Below are 15,103 nucleotides of genomic sequence, written 5' to 3'. Positions count from 1 at the left end.
CTCCAGCGGCATGCCGGGCAGCGCCAGGTCTGCCTCGACCTGCCTGCGAGCCTGCGGCAGGCCGGCCGCAGCCGACGCGATCCGGTCGAACTTGGACTGGTCGCGCCGCAGCCGCCACTGCGGGTGGTACAGGTACTGCCGGCGGCCGGCGGCGTCCAGCCCGGTCGCCTGCAGGTGGCCGTTCGGGCAGGGGCAGATCCAGACGTCGGTCCAGGCCGGCGGGATCGCGAGGTCACGGATGCGTTCGACCACGTCGGCGGGCAACCGGGCGCCGTTCTGGTCGGCGTAGCTGAACCCCTTGCCGCGGCGGCGCCTGGTGTAGCCGGGCGTCCGGGGGCTGACCCGTCGAAGGCGAACCATGCCTGAATGCTAGGGACGCCTGGCTGGCCCAGGGTACGCCCGCAGGGCTGAACCGGGGAAGGGCGCCGCTAACCCTGATCGTGGAAACCACGGAACAGCCAGCGCGGCACCGGCTCACCGCTCAGCGTCGACTTCCATACCTGCCAGATCACCACAGGGGCCACCGCCAGCCTGATGTTGAGCCCCGTCCACGGATGGACCGGCCGCACGTCACTGGTCGGGCTGAACCGCACCCGGCCGGCCTTGTGGTCGCCCCGGGACGCGCAGACGTCGAGGGTCTGGCCACCGTAGGTCACGCGCAGCCAGGTGTGGCCGGCGTTCCACCAGGGTGCGCCGACCCGGGTGGTGTCGAACCGGACGCGACTGGCGTGCACTGCCTGTACCTCGTAGCCAAGACCGGCCAGCAGGCGGCCCAGCGCAATGTTGTACTGGTCGGAGAACCCCCGACTGTTCTTGAACGCCAGACCCGAACCCTCCCAGAGGTGCCACAGCGAGTAGCGGGTGAACTTCTGGTTGACCAGGTTGGTCGTGTAGTCGACCAGGTCCCAGCCGTCGAGCCGGGTGCCCAGGCAGTCGTCCAGCGCCTCGTCCAGGCTGCGCACGTCGCGGGGCAGGCTGAGCGCCGGTTCGGGTGCCCTGGCCACCACCGGGGCGACCACCGCGGCCACCACACTCGTCACCGCCGCTGTGAGCCACCATTCGCGCTTCATCGGCTGCCTGCCTCCCTTGATCGTTCGGCCAGCTCAGTGTGGACGTCCAGCATCCGCGCCACCGAGTGGCTCCAGTCGTAGTTCTCGGCCCGCGCCCGGGCGGCAGCCCGCAACTGCGGTGAGCGGCGCCCGGCCAGCCGCTCGATCGCGCCGGCGATACCGGACGCGTTGGGGCTGCCCCAGTCGCCGCAGGACGCGTCCACCAGTTCCCGGGCGCCACCGCTGTCCGAGGTGACCACCGGTGTGCCACAGGCAAGTGCCTCCAGCACCGCCAGGCCGAAGGTCTCGGTCGGGCAAACCGACAGCGAGATGTCACTGCGGGCGAACCGGCGGGCCACTTCCTCCCGGCCGGTGACGTAGCCGTGGAAGACCACCGGGGCCTCGCCCGCCTGCCGCTGCAACCGCGCCAGGTCGGGGCCGGTGCCATACATGTTCAGCCGGAAGTCAACACCCCGGCGGTGCAGCTCGACCGCCGCGGCGACCGCGAGCTGCGGATGCTTCTCGTGCGACATCCGGCCCACGTAGCACAGTTCAAGCGGCCGGGGCCCGGGCTCCGGCGCCCCCTTGTCCGGGTTGAAGGTGCCCAGGTCGACCCCGAGCGGCACCTTCCGCAGCGCCGCGCCGGTGCCGGCGAACTCGCCCGCCGAGTAGTCGGAGGTCACCACAACCAGGTCGAAGTTCTTCGCCAGCCGTCGGTTCATCGCCCCGACCAGGGCCTCGACCCCGATGCCTGCCCGCAACCAGTCCGACAACATGTCGTCCAGCCGTTCGTGGCTGAACAGCAGTGAGCCGATCCCCCGGCGGCTCGCCCAGCGTCCCACCCCCGACAGGGTCCACTTGTCGGAGCACTCCACCGAGGTCGGCTGGAACTTCTCCAGCGCCCGCAGCGCCCGTGACGGCTGCATGATCATCCGGTAGGTGGACGACACCCTGGGCGCCCTGATCTGGACGATGGCGCCGGCGTCGGCCTGAACGATCTTGTCGTGCGGGCCGGGTACGACCAGGATCCGTTCGGCGCCGGCTTCGGCGTAGCCTCGGCCGAGGTGTTCGATCGCCACCTTCATTCCCCCGGAGGTGGGCCCCACGAAATTGGCGAGCTGGGCGATGCGCAGCCGAACCATCGAACCTCCCGGGACTGGACTCGTTCGAGCCTATCCTGACCCGGCTGCAGGGGCTGTCGGGCGGCGAAAGCCAACAGGGGACCCCCGGAGACAAGTCAACCGGCGGCACCCCTGGCCGGGGTACCGCCGGTTGGCATCAGCGCTTGTCGGATCAGCCCTTGGCCGGCTTCTCAGCCACCTCTTCGGCGTCAGCCCCGGCCGCATCAGCCTCGACCTCGACCACCTCGGCCTCCAGCGGGTCCGACTCCTCGACGACCGTGGCCTCGTCGGCGACCTCGATCTCGTCGTAGCTCGCCGCGTCCTGGACGGACTGCTCGGGGAAGCTCTCCTCGGTGCTGGCGGCGTCGTCCGGCGCACCGGCCGCCAGGTTGTCCGCGGACGCCTGGTCGACGGTCCGGTACTGCGGCGCGGCGGCCTTCTGGGGCTCCGCCTTCTTCACCGGCTCGGTGACCAGCTCGATGACCGCCATCTGGGCGTTGTCACCCTTGCGCGGCCCGACCTTGGTGATCCGGGTGTAGCCGCCCTCGCGGTCGGCCATCTTCGGTGCGATCTCGGCGAACAGCACGTGCACGATGTCGGGGCTGGTGATGGTCTGCCTGACCAGCCGACGGGCGTGCAGGTCGCCGCGCTTGGCCTTGCTGATCAGCTTCTCGGCGAGCGGTTGCAGGCGCCGGGCCCGGGTCTCGGTGGTGGTGATGCGGCCATGCTCGAACAGCTGGCTGGCCAGGTTGGCCAGGATGATCCGCTCATGGGCCGGGCTGCCGCCGAGGCGGGGCCCCTTGCTTGGCTTGGGCATTTCTTGGTTCTCCAGGTTTCAGGTGAGGGATCAGTACTGCTCGGTTTCGATGAACTCGTCGTCGGCGTCGCTGTCGGCCGCGTACTGGTCGGCGGCGGCAAGCGGGTCGAAGCCGGGCGAGCTGTCCTTGAGCGACAGGCCGAGCTCGGCGAGCTTTGCCTTGACCTCGTCGATCGACTTCGAACCGAAGTTGCGGATGTCCAGCAGGTCCATCTCGCTGCGGCTGACCAGCTCTCCCACGGTGTGGATGCCCTCGCGCTTGAGGCAGTTGTAGGAGCGGACGGTCAGGTTCAGGTCTTCGACCGGCAGGGCGAGATCGGCGGCCAGTTGCTCGTCGATCGGGCTGGGCCCGATTTCGATGCCCTCGGCGTCCACGTTGAGTTCGCGGGCCAGGCCGAACAGTTCCACCAGCGTCTTGCCGGCTGAGGCCATGGCGTCGCGCGGGCTGATCGCCGGCTTGGTCTCGATGTCGATGATCAGCCGGTCGAAGTCGGTGCGGGTCTCGACCCGGGTGGCCTCCACCTTGTAGGTGACCTTGACCACCGGCGAGTAGATCGAGTCGACCGGGATGCGGCCGATCTCGGCTTCCGGGTTCTTGTTCTGGGCAGCCGAGACGTAGCCCCGTCCGCGCTCGACGATGAGCTCCATCTCGATGGCGCCCTTCTCGTTGAGCTCGGCGATGTGCAGCTCGGGATTGAGCACCTCGACCCCGGCCGGAACCTGGATGTCAGCGGCGGTCACCGCACCGGCGCCCGATTTGCGCAGGTACATGGCGACCGGCTCGTCCTCCTCGCTGGTCAGCACCAGTTCCTTGAGGTTGAGGATGATCTCGGTGACGTCCTCGACGGCCCCGGGCAGCGTGCTGAACTCGTGCTGGTTGCCCTCGATCCGGATGCTGGTCACCGCCGCGCCCGGGATGGACGACAGCAGGGTGCGGCGCATCGAGTTGCCCAGCGTGTATCCGAAACCGGGCTCCAGGGGCTCGATGACGAACCGTGAGCGGTTCTCGCCGACGACCTCTTCGGTCAGGCTGGGGCGTTGGGTGATGAGCATTGGTTGTCCTTCCCGCGCCGCCCGCTATATGACGGCGCGATGGATGGGGCGCAGAACGGTTCTGCGCCCCATGATCACTACTTCGAGTAGAACTCGACGATCGCCTGTTCGTTGACGTCGATGGTGATCTGCTCGCGGGTGGGCAGCTGATGCACCAGGATCCGCATGCGGTTGGGCTTGACGGTGAGCCAGCCCGGCACCTCACGCTCACCCCAGGTTTCGCGAGCGATGATGAACGGCGTCAGGTCGAGCGACTTGGGGGCCACGTCGATGATGTCGAGCGGGCTGACCCGGAAGCTCGGGATGGTGACGCGCTTGCCGTTCACCAGAAGGTGGCCGTGGCTGACCATCTGCCGGGCCTGCCGCCGGGTGTTGGCGAAGCCGGCGCGGTAGACGACGTTGTCGAGGCGGGACTCCAGGAGCTGCAGCAACGCTTCGCCGGTACGACCGGGCAGCCGGTCGGCCTCTTCGTAGTAGCGGCGGAACTGCTTCTCCAGCACGCCGTAGGCGTAGCGGGCCTTCTGCTTCTCGCGCAGCTGCAGCAGGTACTCCGAGTCCTTGGTCCGGCCGCGGCCGTGCTGGCCGGGCGGGTAGGGGCGGTGCTCGAACGCCTTGTCGTTGCCGACCAGGTCGGTCCCGAGGCGGCGGGACTTCTTCGTGATGGGTCCGGTGTAACGGGCCATGGTGTGTTCAGTCCTTTCTGATGGCTCGGGGGTTAGACGCGACGACGCTTCGGCGGGCGGCAACCGTTGTGCGGCATCGGGGTGACATCAGAGATGGTGCCAACCTCGAGCCCGATCGCACCCAGCGAACGGATCGCGGTCTCACGGCCCGAGCCGGGACCCTTGACGAAGACATCGACACGCTTCATACCGTGCTCCATCGCCCGGCGGCCAGCGGCCTCGGCGGCCATCTGGGCGGCGAACGGCGTGGACTTGCGGGAGCCCTTGAATCCGACGGTGCCGGAGCTGGCCCAGGCGATTACCGCGCCGGTCGGGTCGGTGATGGTGATGATCGTGTTGTTGAAAGTGCTCTTGATGTGGGCCTGTCCGGCGACCACATTCTTCTTCTCCTTGCGGCGCACCTTGGTCTTGGCGGCGGCGCCCTTTCGGCCTGCAGTAGCCATATGTGTGTTGTTCTCCTTGGCAGGTTCTGGTTTGGGGACTCACCCGGAGGGGGTCAGCGGGCCTTCTTCTTGCCCGCGACGGCCTTCTTCTTGCCCTTGCGGGTACGGGCGTTGGTACGAGTGCGCTGTCCGCGGACGGGCAGGCCGCTGCGGTGTCGACGGCCCTGGTAGGTGCCGATCTCGATCTTGCGGCGGATGTCGGCGGCGACGGTGCGGCGCAGGTCGCCCTCGACTTCGTAGTTGGCGTCGATGTGGTCACGCAACGCGACGAGCATCTCGTCGGTCAGGTCCTTGACGCGGATGTCCCCACTGATCCCAGTGGCTGCCAGGGTTTCGGCGGCTCGGGTGCGGCCGATGCCATAGACGTAGGTGAGCGCGACTTCCAGACGCTTCTCGCGTGGGAGGTCAACACCTTGGAGGCGTGCCATGTGGCGGTTACCTTTCGTGTAGGTCATGCCGGACGCGTTCAGGCGTCCGCACGCGAAGGTTTGTTGCGTGAGGCGCTCCCGAATCGCCAGCCGGGACTTGTCCCGGCTCCGGGTCCCCGGCCCTCGCCCGGGGGTGTGACCGCGCCCATGGTTGGGCCGGCTGCTCTCACGTTGTGGGTTATTCAGTTGTCACTTGCTGGCGTCGGCAGGATCAGCCCTGACGCTGCTTGTGTCGCGGGTTGGTGCAGATCACCCGGACGACACCGCGGCGACGAATCACCTTGCAGTTGTCACAGATCCTCTTGACGCTCGGCTGAACCTTCATCGAGTGTCTCCTTGCTTACTTGTGGCGGTAGACGATGCGGCCGCGGGTCAGATCGTACGGAGACAACTCGACCACCACCCGGTCCTGGGGCAGGATCCGGATGTAATGCTGACGCATCTTCCCGCTGATCGTGGCCAGTACCCGGTGATCGTTGTCCAGCTCGACGCGGAACATCGCATTGGGCAGGGCCTCTACCACGGTGCCTTCGAGTTCGAGTGCTCCCTCTTTCTTCGCCAATTCACTCCCGATCTACGCTCACGTATGGACGTCACCGCCGGCAGGCAGGCCTGTAGGCACAACAAACCCAGGTGACCGACGACCTATGCTACCTTCCCCGGCCACGCCCACCCAAATCGGGCCCCCACCCGCTACCCAGCGCGACCGGAGGGGCTGCCGACCGCCTCGACCAGTACGCTGGCCGCCATGTCCTACTTTGCCGTCCAGTACCTGTACCGCGCGGACGCCGACGTCGCCGCCGTCCGGCCGGAGCATCGTGCCTACCTGGCCACGCTCGTCGAGGCCGGCCAGTTGAAGGTGTCCGGCCCCTACGTGGGCACCGAACGCGACTCCGCCCTGCTGATCTTCGAGGCGGCGGATGCCGACACGGTGCAGGGATTGATCGACGCCGACCCGATGGCGCTCCGCGGGGTGCTGGAGTCTTCGAGCATCACCCAGTGGAATCCGGTCCTCGGCGGATTCGCCTGATTCGGGCGGGTGTTGACTGGTCTGGCACCCTGATTGGGTGACGCTGTTCCACCTGCCGGTGCTGGACCATGACCATTCGGGTCGAGCCGACGGCATCCTGGCGGCCCCCTCAGCTGGCCAGCGGCGAGATCTTGACGCCTCGGGCGGCCAGTTCCGCGCGGCCGCCGTCGGGCTCGGTGAGCACCCACGGTCCGTCCTCGGTGAGCGCGACGGTGTTCTCCCAGTGCGCCGCCCAGGAGCCATCCCGGGTGACCACGGTCCACTCGTCCGCCATCGTCACGGTGTCCGGCGAACCGAGGGTGAAGATCGGCTCGATGGCCAGGCACATGCCCCTCGACAACCGGGGGCCGCGGCGTGGCCGGCCGAAGTTGGGCACGTCGGGGGGCTGGTGCATCGCGGTCCCGATGCCGTGCCCGGTGTACTCGCGCACGATGCCCAGCGGTCTGGACGCCAGTGCCGCCTGCAACTCGATGGCGTGGCTGATGTCCCCCACCCGGGATGCCCCGGCTGCGGCCGCGATGCCGGCCCACATGGCCAGCCGGGTCCGTTCCACCAGCTCGGCGGCGGCGTCCGAGACCTCGCCGACGCAGAAGGTGCGGGCGGCGTCGCCGTGCCAGCCGTCGAGGATGGCGCCGAAGTCGATCGACACCAGGTCGCCTGAGGCCAGCTTCCGGTTGCCGGGGACGCCATGCACCACGCCCTCATTGACCGAGATGCAGGCGGTCGCCGGATAGGGCGGGTAACCCCACTCGGCGCCGTAGTCCAGGAATGAGCTGGCGGCGTTGTGGTCGGTCAGCACGGTGCGGGCGATGGCGTCGAGTTCGGCGGTCGTGATGCCGGGACGGATCGCCTCGCCCATGGCCGCCAACGCCTCGGCCACCACCAGTCCGGCCCGGCGCATCAGCCGGATCTGCTCGATCGACTTGACCTCGACGCCGCGCGCGATCACGGTCGGTCGTCGTTACCGGCGGCCGCCCTGCCGTCGACGGCGGCGTCGAGGGCGGCGAAGATCCGCTCGCACACCTCGTCGGTGGTGCCCAGTCCGTCCACCCGGACCAGCAGGCCGGCCTGGTCGTAGTGGTCGAGCAGCGGCTTGGTGTTGCGCTGGTAGACCTCCATGCGGTACCGGATCGTCTCCTCGGTGTCGTCCTCGCGGCCCTCGATCTCGGCGCGCTTGAGCAATCGCCCGATCAGGTCTTCCGGTTTGGCGGCCAGCACCAGCACCGCGTCCAGCTGCCGGCCGCGCTCGGTGAGGTAGTCGTCCAGTGCGTCCACTTGGTGCATGGTGCGGGGGAAGCCATCGAGCAGGAACCCATCCGCGGCGTCCGGCTGGTCGAGCCGATCAACCACGATCCGTTCGGTGAGCTCATCGGGGACGTAGTCGCCGGCGGCCAGGATCTGGGCGACCTGCTTTCCGAGTTCGGTCTGCTGCCTCACGTTGGCCCGGAAGATGTCACCGGTGGAGATCGCGGGTATTCCGTAGTGTTCGGCGATTTTCGCGGCCTGGGTGCCCTTCCCGGCGCCGGGTGCACCCATGATCAGCAGTCTCACTTGAGGAATCCTTCATAGTGTCGCTGGTGGAGCTGGCTCTCGATCTGCTTGACGGTGTCGAGCCCGACACCCACCATGATGAGCAGGCTGGTCCCGCCGAATGGGAAGTTCTGGTCGGCGTTGAACCACAGAATGGCCACCGACGGGATGAGCGAGATCGTAGCAAGGTACAGCGAGCCGGGCGCAGTCAGGCGGCTGATCACGTAGGCCAGGTAGTCCTCGGTCGGCTTGCCGGCCCGGATCCCGGGGATGAAGCCGCCGTACTTCTTCATGTTGTCGCTGATCTCGACCGGGTCGAAAGTGATCGATACGTAGAAGTACGCGAAGAAGATGATCAGCGTGAAGAAGATGATGTTGTACCACAGCCCGGTGCCGGTGGCCAGGTTGGCCGCCACCCACTCGGCGAGGCGTCCGGTGGGCTGGAACATGGTGAACAGCACCGGCAGGTAGAGGATCGAGCTGGCGAAGATCACCGGGATGACGCCGGACTGGTTGACCTTCAGCGGGATGTAGGTGGACGAGCCGCCCAGCAGCCGGTTGCCGACCATCCGCTTGGCGTACTGCACCGGGATGCGGCGCTGCGCCTGTTCCACGTAGACCACCCCGGCCATCACGAACAGGCCGATCACGATCACTGCCAGCATCACCAGCAGCCCCTGGTTGGGGTCGGGCTGGCCGTTGCGGATGTTCCACATCGCTGCCGGGAAGGTGGCCGCGATCTGGGTGAAGATCAGCACCGACATGCCGTTGCCGACGCCGCGGTCGGTGATCAACTCGCCCAGCCACATGATGATGGAGGTGCCGGCGGTCATCGTCAGGATCATCACCACGATCGGGAAGATGTTGGTGCTGTAGACGATGTCATCCGGGCAGTCCTGGAAGAGCTGTCCGTTGACCGCCAGCATGGTGAACGAGGTGGCCTGCAGCACCGCCAGGACGATGGTGAGCAGGCGGGTGTACTGGGTGATCTTCTCCCGGCCTGCGCCGCCCTCCTTCTTCAGCGTCTCCAGCCGCGGGATGACCACGGTGAGCAGCTGGAGGATGATCGAGCTGGTGATGTAGGGCATGATGCCCAGCGCGAAGATCGACAGCTGCAGTAGCGCCCCACCCGAGAACAGGTTGATCATCGAGTACATCCCGGCCTGCTGGCCGGTGGTCGCCAGCTCCGCGCAGGTCCGGATCGCGGCCGTGTCGACGTTCGGGGTCGGGATCGACGATCCCAGCCGGAAGACCGTGAGGATGCCGAGCGTGAACAGGATCTTCTTGCGAAGGTCCGGCGTCCGGAACGCGTTCAGGAAGGCGGAAAGCATCCGGTTCCTCTTTCATTGCTTGAAGTGTGGGGCGTCAGGTGCATGGCAAGGCCACGCCAACGCGCAACCCCCGTAGCGTACCAAGCGGTGCCGCGGTTCCCTATTCGCGTCGCATCATGATCGGCGGCCCGGGATGGCGAAACGGCGGGCGACCCCGGGAAAGGGATCGCCCGCCGACTTGACTTGCCGAGTGGTCAGCGTTCGGTGACGGTACCGCCGGCCGCCTCGATCTTCTCCTTGGCGGATGCCGAGAACGCGTCCGCGGTGATGTCCAGCTTGACCGACAGTTCGCCGGTGCCGAGCACCTTTACCAGCTTGTTGCCACGCACCAGCCCCTTGGCCACCAGGTCGTCGACGCCGACCTGACCGCCGGAGGGGAAGACCTCGGCGAGCCTGGTCAGGTTGACCACCTGGTAGCTCACCTTGAACGGGTTCTGGAAACCGCGCATCTTCGGGGTCCGCATGTGCAGCGGCATCTGGCCGCCCTCGAAGTTCTCGGGGACGTTCTTGCGAGCGCCGGTGCCCTTGGTACCGCGGCCAGCGGTCTTGCCGCCCTTGCCGCCCTCACCACGGGCGACGCGCTTGGCCTCGGTGTGCGCACCGGGGGCCGGGCGCAGGTGGTGGACCTTGAGCGCCATCTTCACTTCACCTCTTCCACTTCGACCAGATGGCGCACCGCGTGCACCATGCCCCGGATCTCGGGACGATCGGCGTGTTCGACCTGGTCACCGACGCTGCGCAGGCCTAGCGCGCGCAGCGTCTTGCGGGCGGCCGGCTTCTCGCCGATCCCGGACTTGATCTGGGTTACCTTCAGCTCAGGCATGCTGTCCGGCCTCCTTACGGGCCTTGAGGAGGGCCGCTGGCGCGACTTCCTCGACGGGCTTGCCGCGCCGCCTGGCAACCTGCTCGGGCTCCTCAAGCGACTGCAGTGCAGCCACGGTGGCGTGTACCACGTTGATCGCGTTCGGCGAGCCGAGCGACTTGGCCAGCACGTCCTGGACGCCGGCGCACTCCAGCACCGCGCGCACCGAGCCACCCGCGATCACACCGGTACCGGGTGATGCCGGGCGCAACATGACCACGCCCGCGGCCTTCTCGCCCTGAACCGGGTGCGGAATGGTGCGCTGCACCATCGGCACCTTGAAGAAGTGCTTCTTGGCCTCCTCGACACCCTTGGCGATTGCCGCGGGCACCTCCTTGGCCTTGCCGTAGCCGACCCCAACGGTGCCCTCGCCGTCGCCCACCACGACCAGCGCGGTGAAGCTGAACCGGCGGCCACCCTGGACGACCTTGGCGACGCGGTTGATGGACACTACCCGCTCGAGGTACTGATCCCTCCTGTCGCGGTCACTGCTCTGGTCACGGCCACGACGGTCATCACGGCCACGACGCTCCCCACCCTGGCGGCCGCCGCCGCGCTGGGATTCACTCATCGTTGTCAATACCTTTCGTCGTGTCTCTAGAAGCCGAGCCCGGCCTTGCGGGCGGCGTCAGCCATGGCGGCGATCCGCCCGTGGTACTTGCGGCCCGCCCGGTCGAAGACGACCTGCTCCACACCGGCGTCCTTGGCCCGCTTGGCGATCAGCTCGCCGACCTTGACGGCCTTGGCCGTCTTGCCGCCGGACAACGCCCGCAGTTCCGGCTCCATCGTCGATGCCGACGCCAGGGTATTGCCGGCGACGTCGTCGATGATCTGCACCAGGGTGTGCCGGGAACTCTTGGTGACGACCAGGCGCGGTCGCTCGGGGTAGCCGGTAATCCTCTTGCGGCCGCGGACGGCACGACGCTGGCGCGCCGCCGTATTGTCGGCCAGGTGCTTGTGTGCACGCAGCGAGATAGCCATGATCACTTACCAGCCTTTCCAGCCTTGCGGCGCACGTGCTCGCCCCGGTAGCGCACACCCTTGCCCTTGTAGGGCTCGGGCTTGCGAAGCTTGCGGATGTTCGCCGCGACTTCACCGACGACCTGCTTGTCGATCCCGCGAATGTGCAGACGCTGCGGGCTCTCCACCTCGAAGGTGATGCCGTCGGGCGCATCCACCACCACCGGGTGGCTGAAGCCGAGCGCGAACTCGACCTGCTGCGGGCTCTTCTGAATCACGCGGTAGCCGACGCCCACGATCTCGAGGGTCTTGGCGTAGCCATCGGTGACGCCGATGACCATGTTGTTGACCAGCGTGCGGGTCAGCCCGTGCAGTGAACGCGACTCGCGCTCATCGTTGGGACGCTCGACCAGCAGCTGGCCCTCGTCGTTGCGGCTGATCGTGATGGGGTCCGAGATGGTGCGGCTCAGCGTGCCCTTCGGGCCCTGCACCTGCACGTCGCGGCCTTCAATGGTCACCTCGACACCGGACGGGACGGTGATCGGGAGCCTGCCAATTCGTGACATTCCAGTTCCTCCTTCTCAGTTCCGTCCGGTCACCAGACGTAGGCGAGCACTTCGCCGCCCACCGACTTCTGGTGTGCCTGCTTGTCGGTCATCAGGCCCTGCGACGTGGAGATGATCGCGATCCCCATGCCGCCCAGCACCTTGGGCAGGTTGTTCGACTTGGCGTAGACCCGCAGACCGGGCTTGCTGATGCGGCGCAGGCCGGCCAGCGAACGGGTCCGGTCCTCGCCGTACTTCAGCGTGATGGTCAACGTCTTGCCGACCTCGCCCGCGGGGGCGTCGGCCACCTCGTACCCGGCGATGTAGCCCTCCTGCTTGAGGATCTCTGCGATCCCCGCCTTGATCTTGGAGTGCGGCATCGTCGTCTGGTCGTGGTGTGCCTGGTTTGCGTTTCGCAGCCGCGTCAGCATGTCTGCGATCGGGTCAGTCATCGTCATGGCTTGTCAGCCTCTTTCTCGCAGCGGTTTCCCGGTGGGACCTGCCGCGTCTGGGATGGTTCGGTGAGCTCGCTCACCAGGAGGACTTGGTCACGCCGGGCAGGTCGCCCGCGTGGGCGAGCTCGCGCAGGCAGATGCGGCACAGACCGAACGCGCGGTACACCGACTTCGGGCGGCCGCAGCGCTGGCAGCGCGTGTAGGCGCGTACCTTGAATTTCGGCTTGCGGGCCTGCTTGACCCTGAGGGCGGTCTTGGCCATCTAGAGCCTCACTTCTTCCTCTTCGCAGCGGCCTTGGCGGCCGACTTCGACTTGTACTGGACGTTGCTGCGGCGACGAACGGCCTTGGCGTCGTCCACGGCCTTGAACGGGAAGCCGAGGTGCCTCAGCAGCGCCCGACCCTCCTCGTCGTTGGTGGCCGAGGTGACCAGGGTGATGTCCATCCCGCGCACGCGGTCGATCTTGTCCTGGTCGATCTCGTGGAACATGACCTGCTCGTTGAGACCGAAGGTGTAGTTGCCGCGGCCGTCGAACTGGTTGGAGTTCAGCCCGCGGAAGTCGCGGATTCGCGGCAGCGCCAGGCTGAGCAGCCGGTCGGCGAACTCCCACATCCGGTCGCCGCGCAGCGTGACGTGGCAGCCGATCGGCTGGCCCTCACGCAGCTTGAACTGGGCGATCGATTTGCGGGCCTTGGTCACCTGCGGCTTCTGCCCGGTGATCGCGGTCAGGTCGCGGATCGCGCCCTCCAGGATCTTGGAGTCCCGGGCCGCCTCGCCGACACCCATGTTGACCACGATCTTGGTCAGCCCGGGGATCTGCATGACGTTGCCGTAGTTGAACTCCTCGTTCAGCGCCGGCCGGATCTCGTCTCGGTAGCGCTGCTTGAGGCGCGGCGTGGTCGGTGCTGAGGCCCGCACCACATCGGCCGGCTTGTCGGCGTCCGCCTTCTTGGCCCTGGCCATCAGATCTCCTTCCCGGTCTTGCGGGCAACGCGCAGCGCGCGCGTCCCCTCGTACTCCGACCCATCGGAGCGCTTCTTGACCACCACGTTGCGTTCGTACCCGATTCGGGTGAGCACCTCGTTGCCGTCGGCGTCCTTGGTGACCAACTGCACGTTGGACGCGTGCAGCGGCGCCTCGGAGCTGATCACGCCGCCCTTGGTGGTGCGCCCGGTGTTGGGGTCGGCGGTGTCGCGGACGTGCCGCTTCATGATGTTCACGCCCTGCACGACGACCCGGTTGTTCTCGGGGTCGACGGCGATGATCTCGCCGACGGCGCCCTTGTCCTTGCCTGCGATGACCCTGACCCGGTCACCCTTCCTGAGCCTCACTCAGATCACCTCCGGAGCCAGCGACACGATGCGCATGTACCGGCGGTCGCGCAGCTCACGGGCGACCGGCCCGAAGATGCGGGTGCCGCGGGGCTCGCCATCGTTCTTCAGGATGACGGCTGCGTTCTCGTCGAACTTGATGTAGGAGCCGTCGGCGCGACGGTGCTCCTTCGCGGTGCGGACGATGACGGCCTTGACCAGTTCGCCCTTCTTGACGTTGCCGCCGGGGATGGCGTCCTTCACGGTGGCCACGATCGTGTCACCGAGACCGGCGTAGCGGCGACCCGAGCCGCCGAGCACACGGATGCAAAGGATCTCCTTGGCACCGGTGTTGTCGGCGACCTTCAGTCGCGACTCCTGCTGGATCATTTCTTCTCCTCTGCCCCACCGGTTCCCCCTGTTCAGGAGGCCTGGTGGAACTTGATATGTGTCCTGGGTTCTGCCCGGTCGGCGACTAGCGGGCCTTCTCGACGATCTCGAGCAGCCGCCAACGCTTGGTGGCCGACAGCGGCCGGGTCTCCATGATCCGGACGCGGTCACCCACTCCAGCCTCGTTGGCCTCATCGTGAGCGTGCAGCTTGGTGGTCTGGCGCAGCACCTTGCCATAGAGGGGGTGCTTCACCCGGTCAGCGACCTCGACCACGATGGTCTTCTGGGCCTTGTTGGACACCACCACGCCCTCGCGGACCTTCCGGCCCGGGCGCTTGGCGTCCGTAGTCGTCTCACTCATGCTTCAACCTTCTGGTCAGGGTCCTCGATGATGCCCAGGTTCCGCTCCTGCAGAACGGTGTAGATCCGGGCGATGTCCTTGCGGACCTCGCGCAGCCGGGCCGTGGACTGGAGCTGGCCGGTGGCGGCCTGGAACCGGAGGTTGAACAGCTCCTCCTTCAGTTCCAGGACCTGGTCGTTGAGCTCCTTGCCGGACAGACCACGCAGTTCGGCAGCAGTCAATGCGTTGTTCGCCATGATCAGTTACTCACCTGCTTCGCGCTTGATGAAGCGAGCCTTGAAGGGCAGCTTGTGGATGGCCAGGCGCAGCGCCTCGCGGGCCACGTCCTCACTGACACCGGACATCTCGAACAGCACCCGTCCGGGCTTGATGTTCGCCACCCAGAACTCCGGCGATCCCTTGCCCGATCCCATCCGGGACTCGGCCGGGTGCTTGGTCAGCGGGCGATCGGGGTAGACGTTGATCCAGACCTTGCCGCCGCGCTTGATGTGGCGGGTCATCGCAATACGAGCCGCCTCGATCTGCCGGTTGGTCAGGTAGGACGGCTCCATCGCCTGGATGCCGTAGTCACCAAAGGCCAGGCTGGTGCCACCCTTGGCCATCCCACCGCGAGTCGGACGGTGTTGCTTGCGGTGCTTAACTCGACGAGGAATCAGCATGCTCAGGCTCCTGCGTTCTCGGTAACGGGCGCGCTGGGCGCGCCCTGCTCGGCTTGGGTGCTCGCCGCCTCCGTGC

General features: G+C 67.2%; 26 protein-coding genes and 1 pseudogene. 1 reads left to right on the top strand and 26 read right to left on the bottom strand.

What is annotated here, in order from left to right; translation table 11 throughout:
* The 10 genes and pseudogenes from WBL05_RS13890 to infA all read right to left on the bottom strand — a co-directional run.
* Nucleotides 1-360 (bottom strand): annotated as a pseudogene (locus tag WBL05_RS13890) (DNA topoisomerase IB); the annotation flags it as partial.
* Nucleotides 361-428: 68 nt separating this feature from the next.
* A complete protein-coding gene (locus tag WBL05_RS13885) occupies nucleotides 429-1,070 on the bottom strand; it encodes a hypothetical protein (RefSeq protein WP_424226770.1) in 642 nt (213 codons plus the stop codon).
* Entirely contained in the window at nucleotides 1,067-2,191 is a 1,125-nt protein-coding gene (locus WBL05_RS13880; RefSeq protein ID WP_424226769.1) for a glycosyltransferase, read from the bottom strand. Before WBL05_RS13880 ends, WBL05_RS13885 begins: the two co-directional genes overlap by 4 nt.
* Before the next feature lie 151 nt (nucleotides 2,192-2,342).
* Nucleotides 2,343-2,987 (bottom strand): 50S ribosomal protein L17, encoded by a 645-nt coding sequence (gene rplQ, locus WBL05_RS13875; RefSeq protein ID WP_424226768.1) that lies wholly within the window; start codon nucleotides 2,985-2,987, stop codon nucleotides 2,343-2,345.
* Nucleotides 2,988-3,017: 30 nt separating this feature from the next.
* The gene (locus tag WBL05_RS13870; protein WP_424226766.1) at nucleotides 3,018-4,040 is read right to left on the bottom strand and encodes a DNA-directed RNA polymerase subunit alpha; all 1,023 of its coding nucleotides are present in this window, start codon (nucleotides 4,038-4,040) and stop codon (nucleotides 3,018-3,020) included.
* A 77-nt stretch (nucleotides 4,041-4,117) separates the two neighbouring features.
* A complete protein-coding gene (gene rpsD, locus WBL05_RS13865) occupies nucleotides 4,118-4,723 on the bottom strand; it encodes a 30S ribosomal protein S4 (protein ID WP_424226764.1) in 606 nt (201 codons plus the stop codon).
* A gap of 32 nt (nucleotides 4,724-4,755) precedes the next feature.
* Nucleotides 4,756-5,166 carry a 30S ribosomal protein S11 gene (rpsK, locus tag WBL05_RS13860; RefSeq protein WP_424226762.1) on the bottom strand — a complete coding sequence of 137 codons (411 nt, stop codon included), beginning with the start codon at nucleotides 5,164-5,166 and terminating at the stop codon, nucleotides 4,756-4,758.
* A gap of 53 nt (nucleotides 5,167-5,219) precedes the next feature.
* Nucleotides 5,220-5,594, bottom strand: coding sequence for a 30S ribosomal protein S13 (gene rpsM / locus WBL05_RS13855; RefSeq protein WP_424226760.1), 375 nt, complete (start codon nucleotides 5,592-5,594; stop codon nucleotides 5,220-5,222).
* Between the two features lie 211 nt (nucleotides 5,595-5,805).
* On the bottom strand, nucleotides 5,806-5,919 hold the full coding sequence (gene rpmJ / locus WBL05_RS13850; RefSeq protein ID WP_286026074.1) for a 50S ribosomal protein L36: 114 nt from the start codon (nucleotides 5,917-5,919) through the stop codon (nucleotides 5,806-5,808).
* Between the two features lie 15 nt (nucleotides 5,920-5,934).
* Nucleotides 5,935-6,156, bottom strand: coding sequence for a translation initiation factor IF-1 (gene infA / locus WBL05_RS13845; protein WP_424226758.1), 222 nt, complete (start codon nucleotides 6,154-6,156; stop codon nucleotides 5,935-5,937).
* A 186-nt stretch (nucleotides 6,157-6,342) separates the two neighbouring features.
* Between infA and WBL05_RS13840 the strand changes: the two genes are divergently transcribed.
* Nucleotides 6,343-6,624, top strand: coding sequence for a YciI family protein (locus tag WBL05_RS13840; RefSeq protein WP_424226756.1), 282 nt, complete (start codon nucleotides 6,343-6,345; stop codon nucleotides 6,622-6,624).
* A 109-nt stretch (nucleotides 6,625-6,733) separates the two neighbouring features.
* Here the strand turns inward: WBL05_RS13840 and map are convergent, their stop codons facing one another.
* The 16 genes from map to rplP form a co-directional block, all read right to left on the bottom strand.
* Nucleotides 6,734-7,573 carry a type I methionyl aminopeptidase gene (gene map / locus WBL05_RS13835; RefSeq protein WP_424226754.1) on the bottom strand — a complete coding sequence of 280 codons (840 nt, stop codon included), beginning with the start codon at nucleotides 7,571-7,573 and terminating at the stop codon, nucleotides 6,734-6,736.
* Entirely contained in the window at nucleotides 7,570-8,175 is a 606-nt protein-coding gene (locus tag WBL05_RS13830) for an adenylate kinase (protein ID WP_424226752.1), read from the bottom strand. Before WBL05_RS13830 ends, map begins: the two co-directional genes overlap by 4 nt.
* Nucleotides 8,172-9,485 carry a preprotein translocase subunit SecY gene (gene secY, locus WBL05_RS13825; protein ID WP_424226750.1) on the bottom strand — a complete coding sequence of 438 codons (1,314 nt, stop codon included), beginning with the start codon at nucleotides 9,483-9,485 and terminating at the stop codon, nucleotides 8,172-8,174. The genes WBL05_RS13830 and secY overlap by 4 nt, the downstream gene beginning before the upstream one ends.
* A gap of 194 nt (nucleotides 9,486-9,679) precedes the next feature.
* A complete protein-coding gene (gene rplO / locus WBL05_RS13820) occupies nucleotides 9,680-10,123 on the bottom strand; it encodes a 50S ribosomal protein L15 (RefSeq protein ID WP_424226748.1) in 444 nt (147 codons plus the stop codon).
* A gap of 2 nt (nucleotides 10,124-10,125) precedes the next feature.
* Entirely contained in the window at nucleotides 10,126-10,308 is a 183-nt protein-coding gene (rpmD, locus tag WBL05_RS13815) for a 50S ribosomal protein L30 (RefSeq protein ID WP_424226746.1), read from the bottom strand.
* Nucleotides 10,301-10,918 carry a 30S ribosomal protein S5 gene (rpsE, locus tag WBL05_RS13810; protein ID WP_424226744.1) on the bottom strand — a complete coding sequence of 206 codons (618 nt, stop codon included), beginning with the start codon at nucleotides 10,916-10,918 and terminating at the stop codon, nucleotides 10,301-10,303. The genes rpmD and rpsE overlap by 8 nt, the downstream gene beginning before the upstream one ends.
* Nucleotides 10,919-10,944: 26 nt before the next feature.
* The gene (gene rplR / locus WBL05_RS13805) at nucleotides 10,945-11,328 is read right to left on the bottom strand and encodes a 50S ribosomal protein L18 (protein ID WP_424226742.1); all 384 of its coding nucleotides are present in this window, start codon (nucleotides 11,326-11,328) and stop codon (nucleotides 10,945-10,947) included.
* A gap of 2 nt (nucleotides 11,329-11,330) precedes the next feature.
* Nucleotides 11,331-11,873 (bottom strand): 50S ribosomal protein L6, encoded by a 543-nt coding sequence (gene rplF / locus WBL05_RS13800; protein ID WP_424226740.1) that lies wholly within the window; start codon nucleotides 11,871-11,873, stop codon nucleotides 11,331-11,333.
* A gap of 29 nt (nucleotides 11,874-11,902) precedes the next feature.
* The gene (rpsH, locus tag WBL05_RS13795; RefSeq protein ID WP_424226738.1) at nucleotides 11,903-12,310 is read right to left on the bottom strand and encodes a 30S ribosomal protein S8; all 408 of its coding nucleotides are present in this window, start codon (nucleotides 12,308-12,310) and stop codon (nucleotides 11,903-11,905) included.
* Nucleotides 12,311-12,383: 73 nt separating this feature from the next.
* On the bottom strand, nucleotides 12,384-12,569 hold the full coding sequence (locus WBL05_RS13790; RefSeq protein ID WP_424226736.1) for a type Z 30S ribosomal protein S14: 186 nt from the start codon (nucleotides 12,567-12,569) through the stop codon (nucleotides 12,384-12,386).
* An 8-nt stretch (nucleotides 12,570-12,577) separates the two neighbouring features.
* The gene (gene rplE, locus WBL05_RS13785) at nucleotides 12,578-13,270 is read right to left on the bottom strand and encodes a 50S ribosomal protein L5 (protein ID WP_424226734.1); all 693 of its coding nucleotides are present in this window, start codon (nucleotides 13,268-13,270) and stop codon (nucleotides 12,578-12,580) included.
* Nucleotides 13,270-13,638: a 50S ribosomal protein L24 gene (gene rplX, locus WBL05_RS13780; RefSeq protein ID WP_424226732.1), complete on the bottom strand. Its 369-nt coding sequence runs from the start codon at nucleotides 13,636-13,638 to the stop codon at nucleotides 13,270-13,272. The genes rplE and rplX overlap by 1 nt, the downstream gene beginning before the upstream one ends.
* Nucleotides 13,639-14,007 carry a 50S ribosomal protein L14 gene (gene rplN / locus WBL05_RS13775; protein ID WP_424226730.1) on the bottom strand — a complete coding sequence of 123 codons (369 nt, stop codon included), beginning with the start codon at nucleotides 14,005-14,007 and terminating at the stop codon, nucleotides 13,639-13,641.
* Between the two features lie 85 nt (nucleotides 14,008-14,092).
* Nucleotides 14,093-14,368, bottom strand: a complete 276-nt coding sequence (gene rpsQ, locus WBL05_RS13770; protein ID WP_424226729.1) for a 30S ribosomal protein S17 — start codon at nucleotides 14,366-14,368, stop codon at nucleotides 14,093-14,095.
* Entirely contained in the window at nucleotides 14,365-14,604 is a 240-nt protein-coding gene (gene rpmC, locus WBL05_RS13765; RefSeq protein WP_424226727.1) for a 50S ribosomal protein L29, read from the bottom strand. Before rpmC ends, rpsQ begins: the two co-directional genes overlap by 4 nt.
* A 6-nt stretch (nucleotides 14,605-14,610) precedes the next feature.
* Nucleotides 14,611-15,027 (bottom strand): 50S ribosomal protein L16, encoded by a 417-nt coding sequence (rplP, locus tag WBL05_RS13760; RefSeq protein WP_424226725.1) that lies wholly within the window; start codon nucleotides 15,025-15,027, stop codon nucleotides 14,611-14,613.
* Between the last annotated feature and the right edge of the window lie 76 nt (nucleotides 15,028-15,103).

This window comes from Brooklawnia sp. (assembly GCF_049651565.1).
In the GTDB taxonomy this organism is placed as follows: Bacteria; Actinomycetota; Actinomycetes; order Propionibacteriales; family Propionibacteriaceae; genus Brooklawnia.
This window is presented reverse-complemented; position numbering and strand designations above follow the sequence as displayed.

Bases quoted from the DNA above. Each gene is read 5' to 3' on its own strand.
- WBL05_RS13885 (WP_424226770.1), bottom strand. From the start codon at position 1,070: ATGAAGCGCGAATGGTGGCTCACAGCGGCGGTGACGAGTGTGGTGGCC.
- WBL05_RS13880 (WP_424226769.1), bottom strand. From the start codon at position 2,191: ATGGTTCGGCTGCGCATCGCCCAGCTCGCCAATTTCGTGGGGCCCACC.
- rplQ (WP_424226768.1), bottom strand. From the start codon at position 2,987: ATGCCCAAGCCAAGCAAGGGGCCCCGCCTCGGCGGCAGCCCGGCCCAT.
- WBL05_RS13870 (WP_424226766.1), bottom strand. From the start codon at position 4,040: ATGCTCATCACCCAACGCCCCAGCCTGACCGAAGAGGTCGTCGGCGAG.
- rpsD (WP_424226764.1), bottom strand. From the start codon at position 4,723: ATGGCCCGTTACACCGGACCCATCACGAAGAAGTCCCGCCGCCTCGGG.
- rpsK (WP_424226762.1), bottom strand. From the start codon at position 5,166: ATGGCTACTGCAGGCCGAAAGGGCGCCGCCGCCAAGACCAAGGTGCGC.
- rpsM (WP_424226760.1), bottom strand. From the start codon at position 5,594: ATGGCACGCCTCCAAGGTGTTGACCTCCCACGCGAGAAGCGTCTGGAA.
- rpmJ (WP_286026074.1), bottom strand. From the start codon at position 5,919: ATGAAGGTTCAGCCGAGCGTCAAGAGGATCTGTGACAACTGCAAGGTG.
- WBL05_RS13840 (WP_424226756.1), top strand. From the start codon at position 6,343: ATGTCCTACTTTGCCGTCCAGTACCTGTACCGCGCGGACGCCGACGTC.
- secY (WP_424226750.1), bottom strand. From the start codon at position 9,485: ATGCTTTCCGCCTTCCTGAACGCGTTCCGGACGCCGGACCTTCGCAAG.
- rplO (WP_424226748.1), bottom strand. From the start codon at position 10,123: ATGGCGCTCAAGGTCCACCACCTGCGCCCGGCCCCCGGTGCGCACACC.
- rpmD (WP_424226746.1), bottom strand. From the start codon at position 10,308: ATGCCTGAGCTGAAGGTAACCCAGATCAAGTCCGGGATCGGCGAGAAG.
- rpsE (WP_424226744.1), bottom strand. From the start codon at position 10,918: ATGAGTGAATCCCAGCGCGGCGGCGGCCGCCAGGGTGGGGAGCGTCGT.
- rplR (WP_424226742.1), bottom strand. From the start codon at position 11,328: ATGGCTATCTCGCTGCGTGCACACAAGCACCTGGCCGACAATACGGCG.
- rplF (WP_424226740.1), bottom strand. From the start codon at position 11,873: ATGTCACGAATTGGCAGGCTCCCGATCACCGTCCCGTCCGGTGTCGAG.
- rpsH (WP_424226738.1), bottom strand. From the start codon at position 12,310: ATGACGATGACTGACCCGATCGCAGACATGCTGACGCGGCTGCGAAAC.
- WBL05_RS13790 (WP_424226736.1), bottom strand. From the start codon at position 12,569: ATGGCCAAGACCGCCCTCAGGGTCAAGCAGGCCCGCAAGCCGAAATTC.
- rplE (WP_424226734.1), bottom strand. From the start codon at position 13,270: ATGGCCAGGGCCAAGAAGGCGGACGCCGACAAGCCGGCCGATGTGGTG.
- rplN (WP_424226730.1), bottom strand. From the start codon at position 14,007: ATGATCCAGCAGGAGTCGCGACTGAAGGTCGCCGACAACACCGGTGCC.
- rpsQ (WP_424226729.1), bottom strand. From the start codon at position 14,368: ATGAGTGAGACGACTACGGACGCCAAGCGCCCGGGCCGGAAGGTCCGC.
- rpmC (WP_424226727.1), bottom strand. From the start codon at position 14,604: ATGGCGAACAACGCATTGACTGCTGCCGAACTGCGTGGTCTGTCCGGC.
- rplP (WP_424226725.1), bottom strand. From the start codon at position 15,027: ATGCTGATTCCTCGTCGAGTTAAGCACCGCAAGCAACACCGTCCGACT.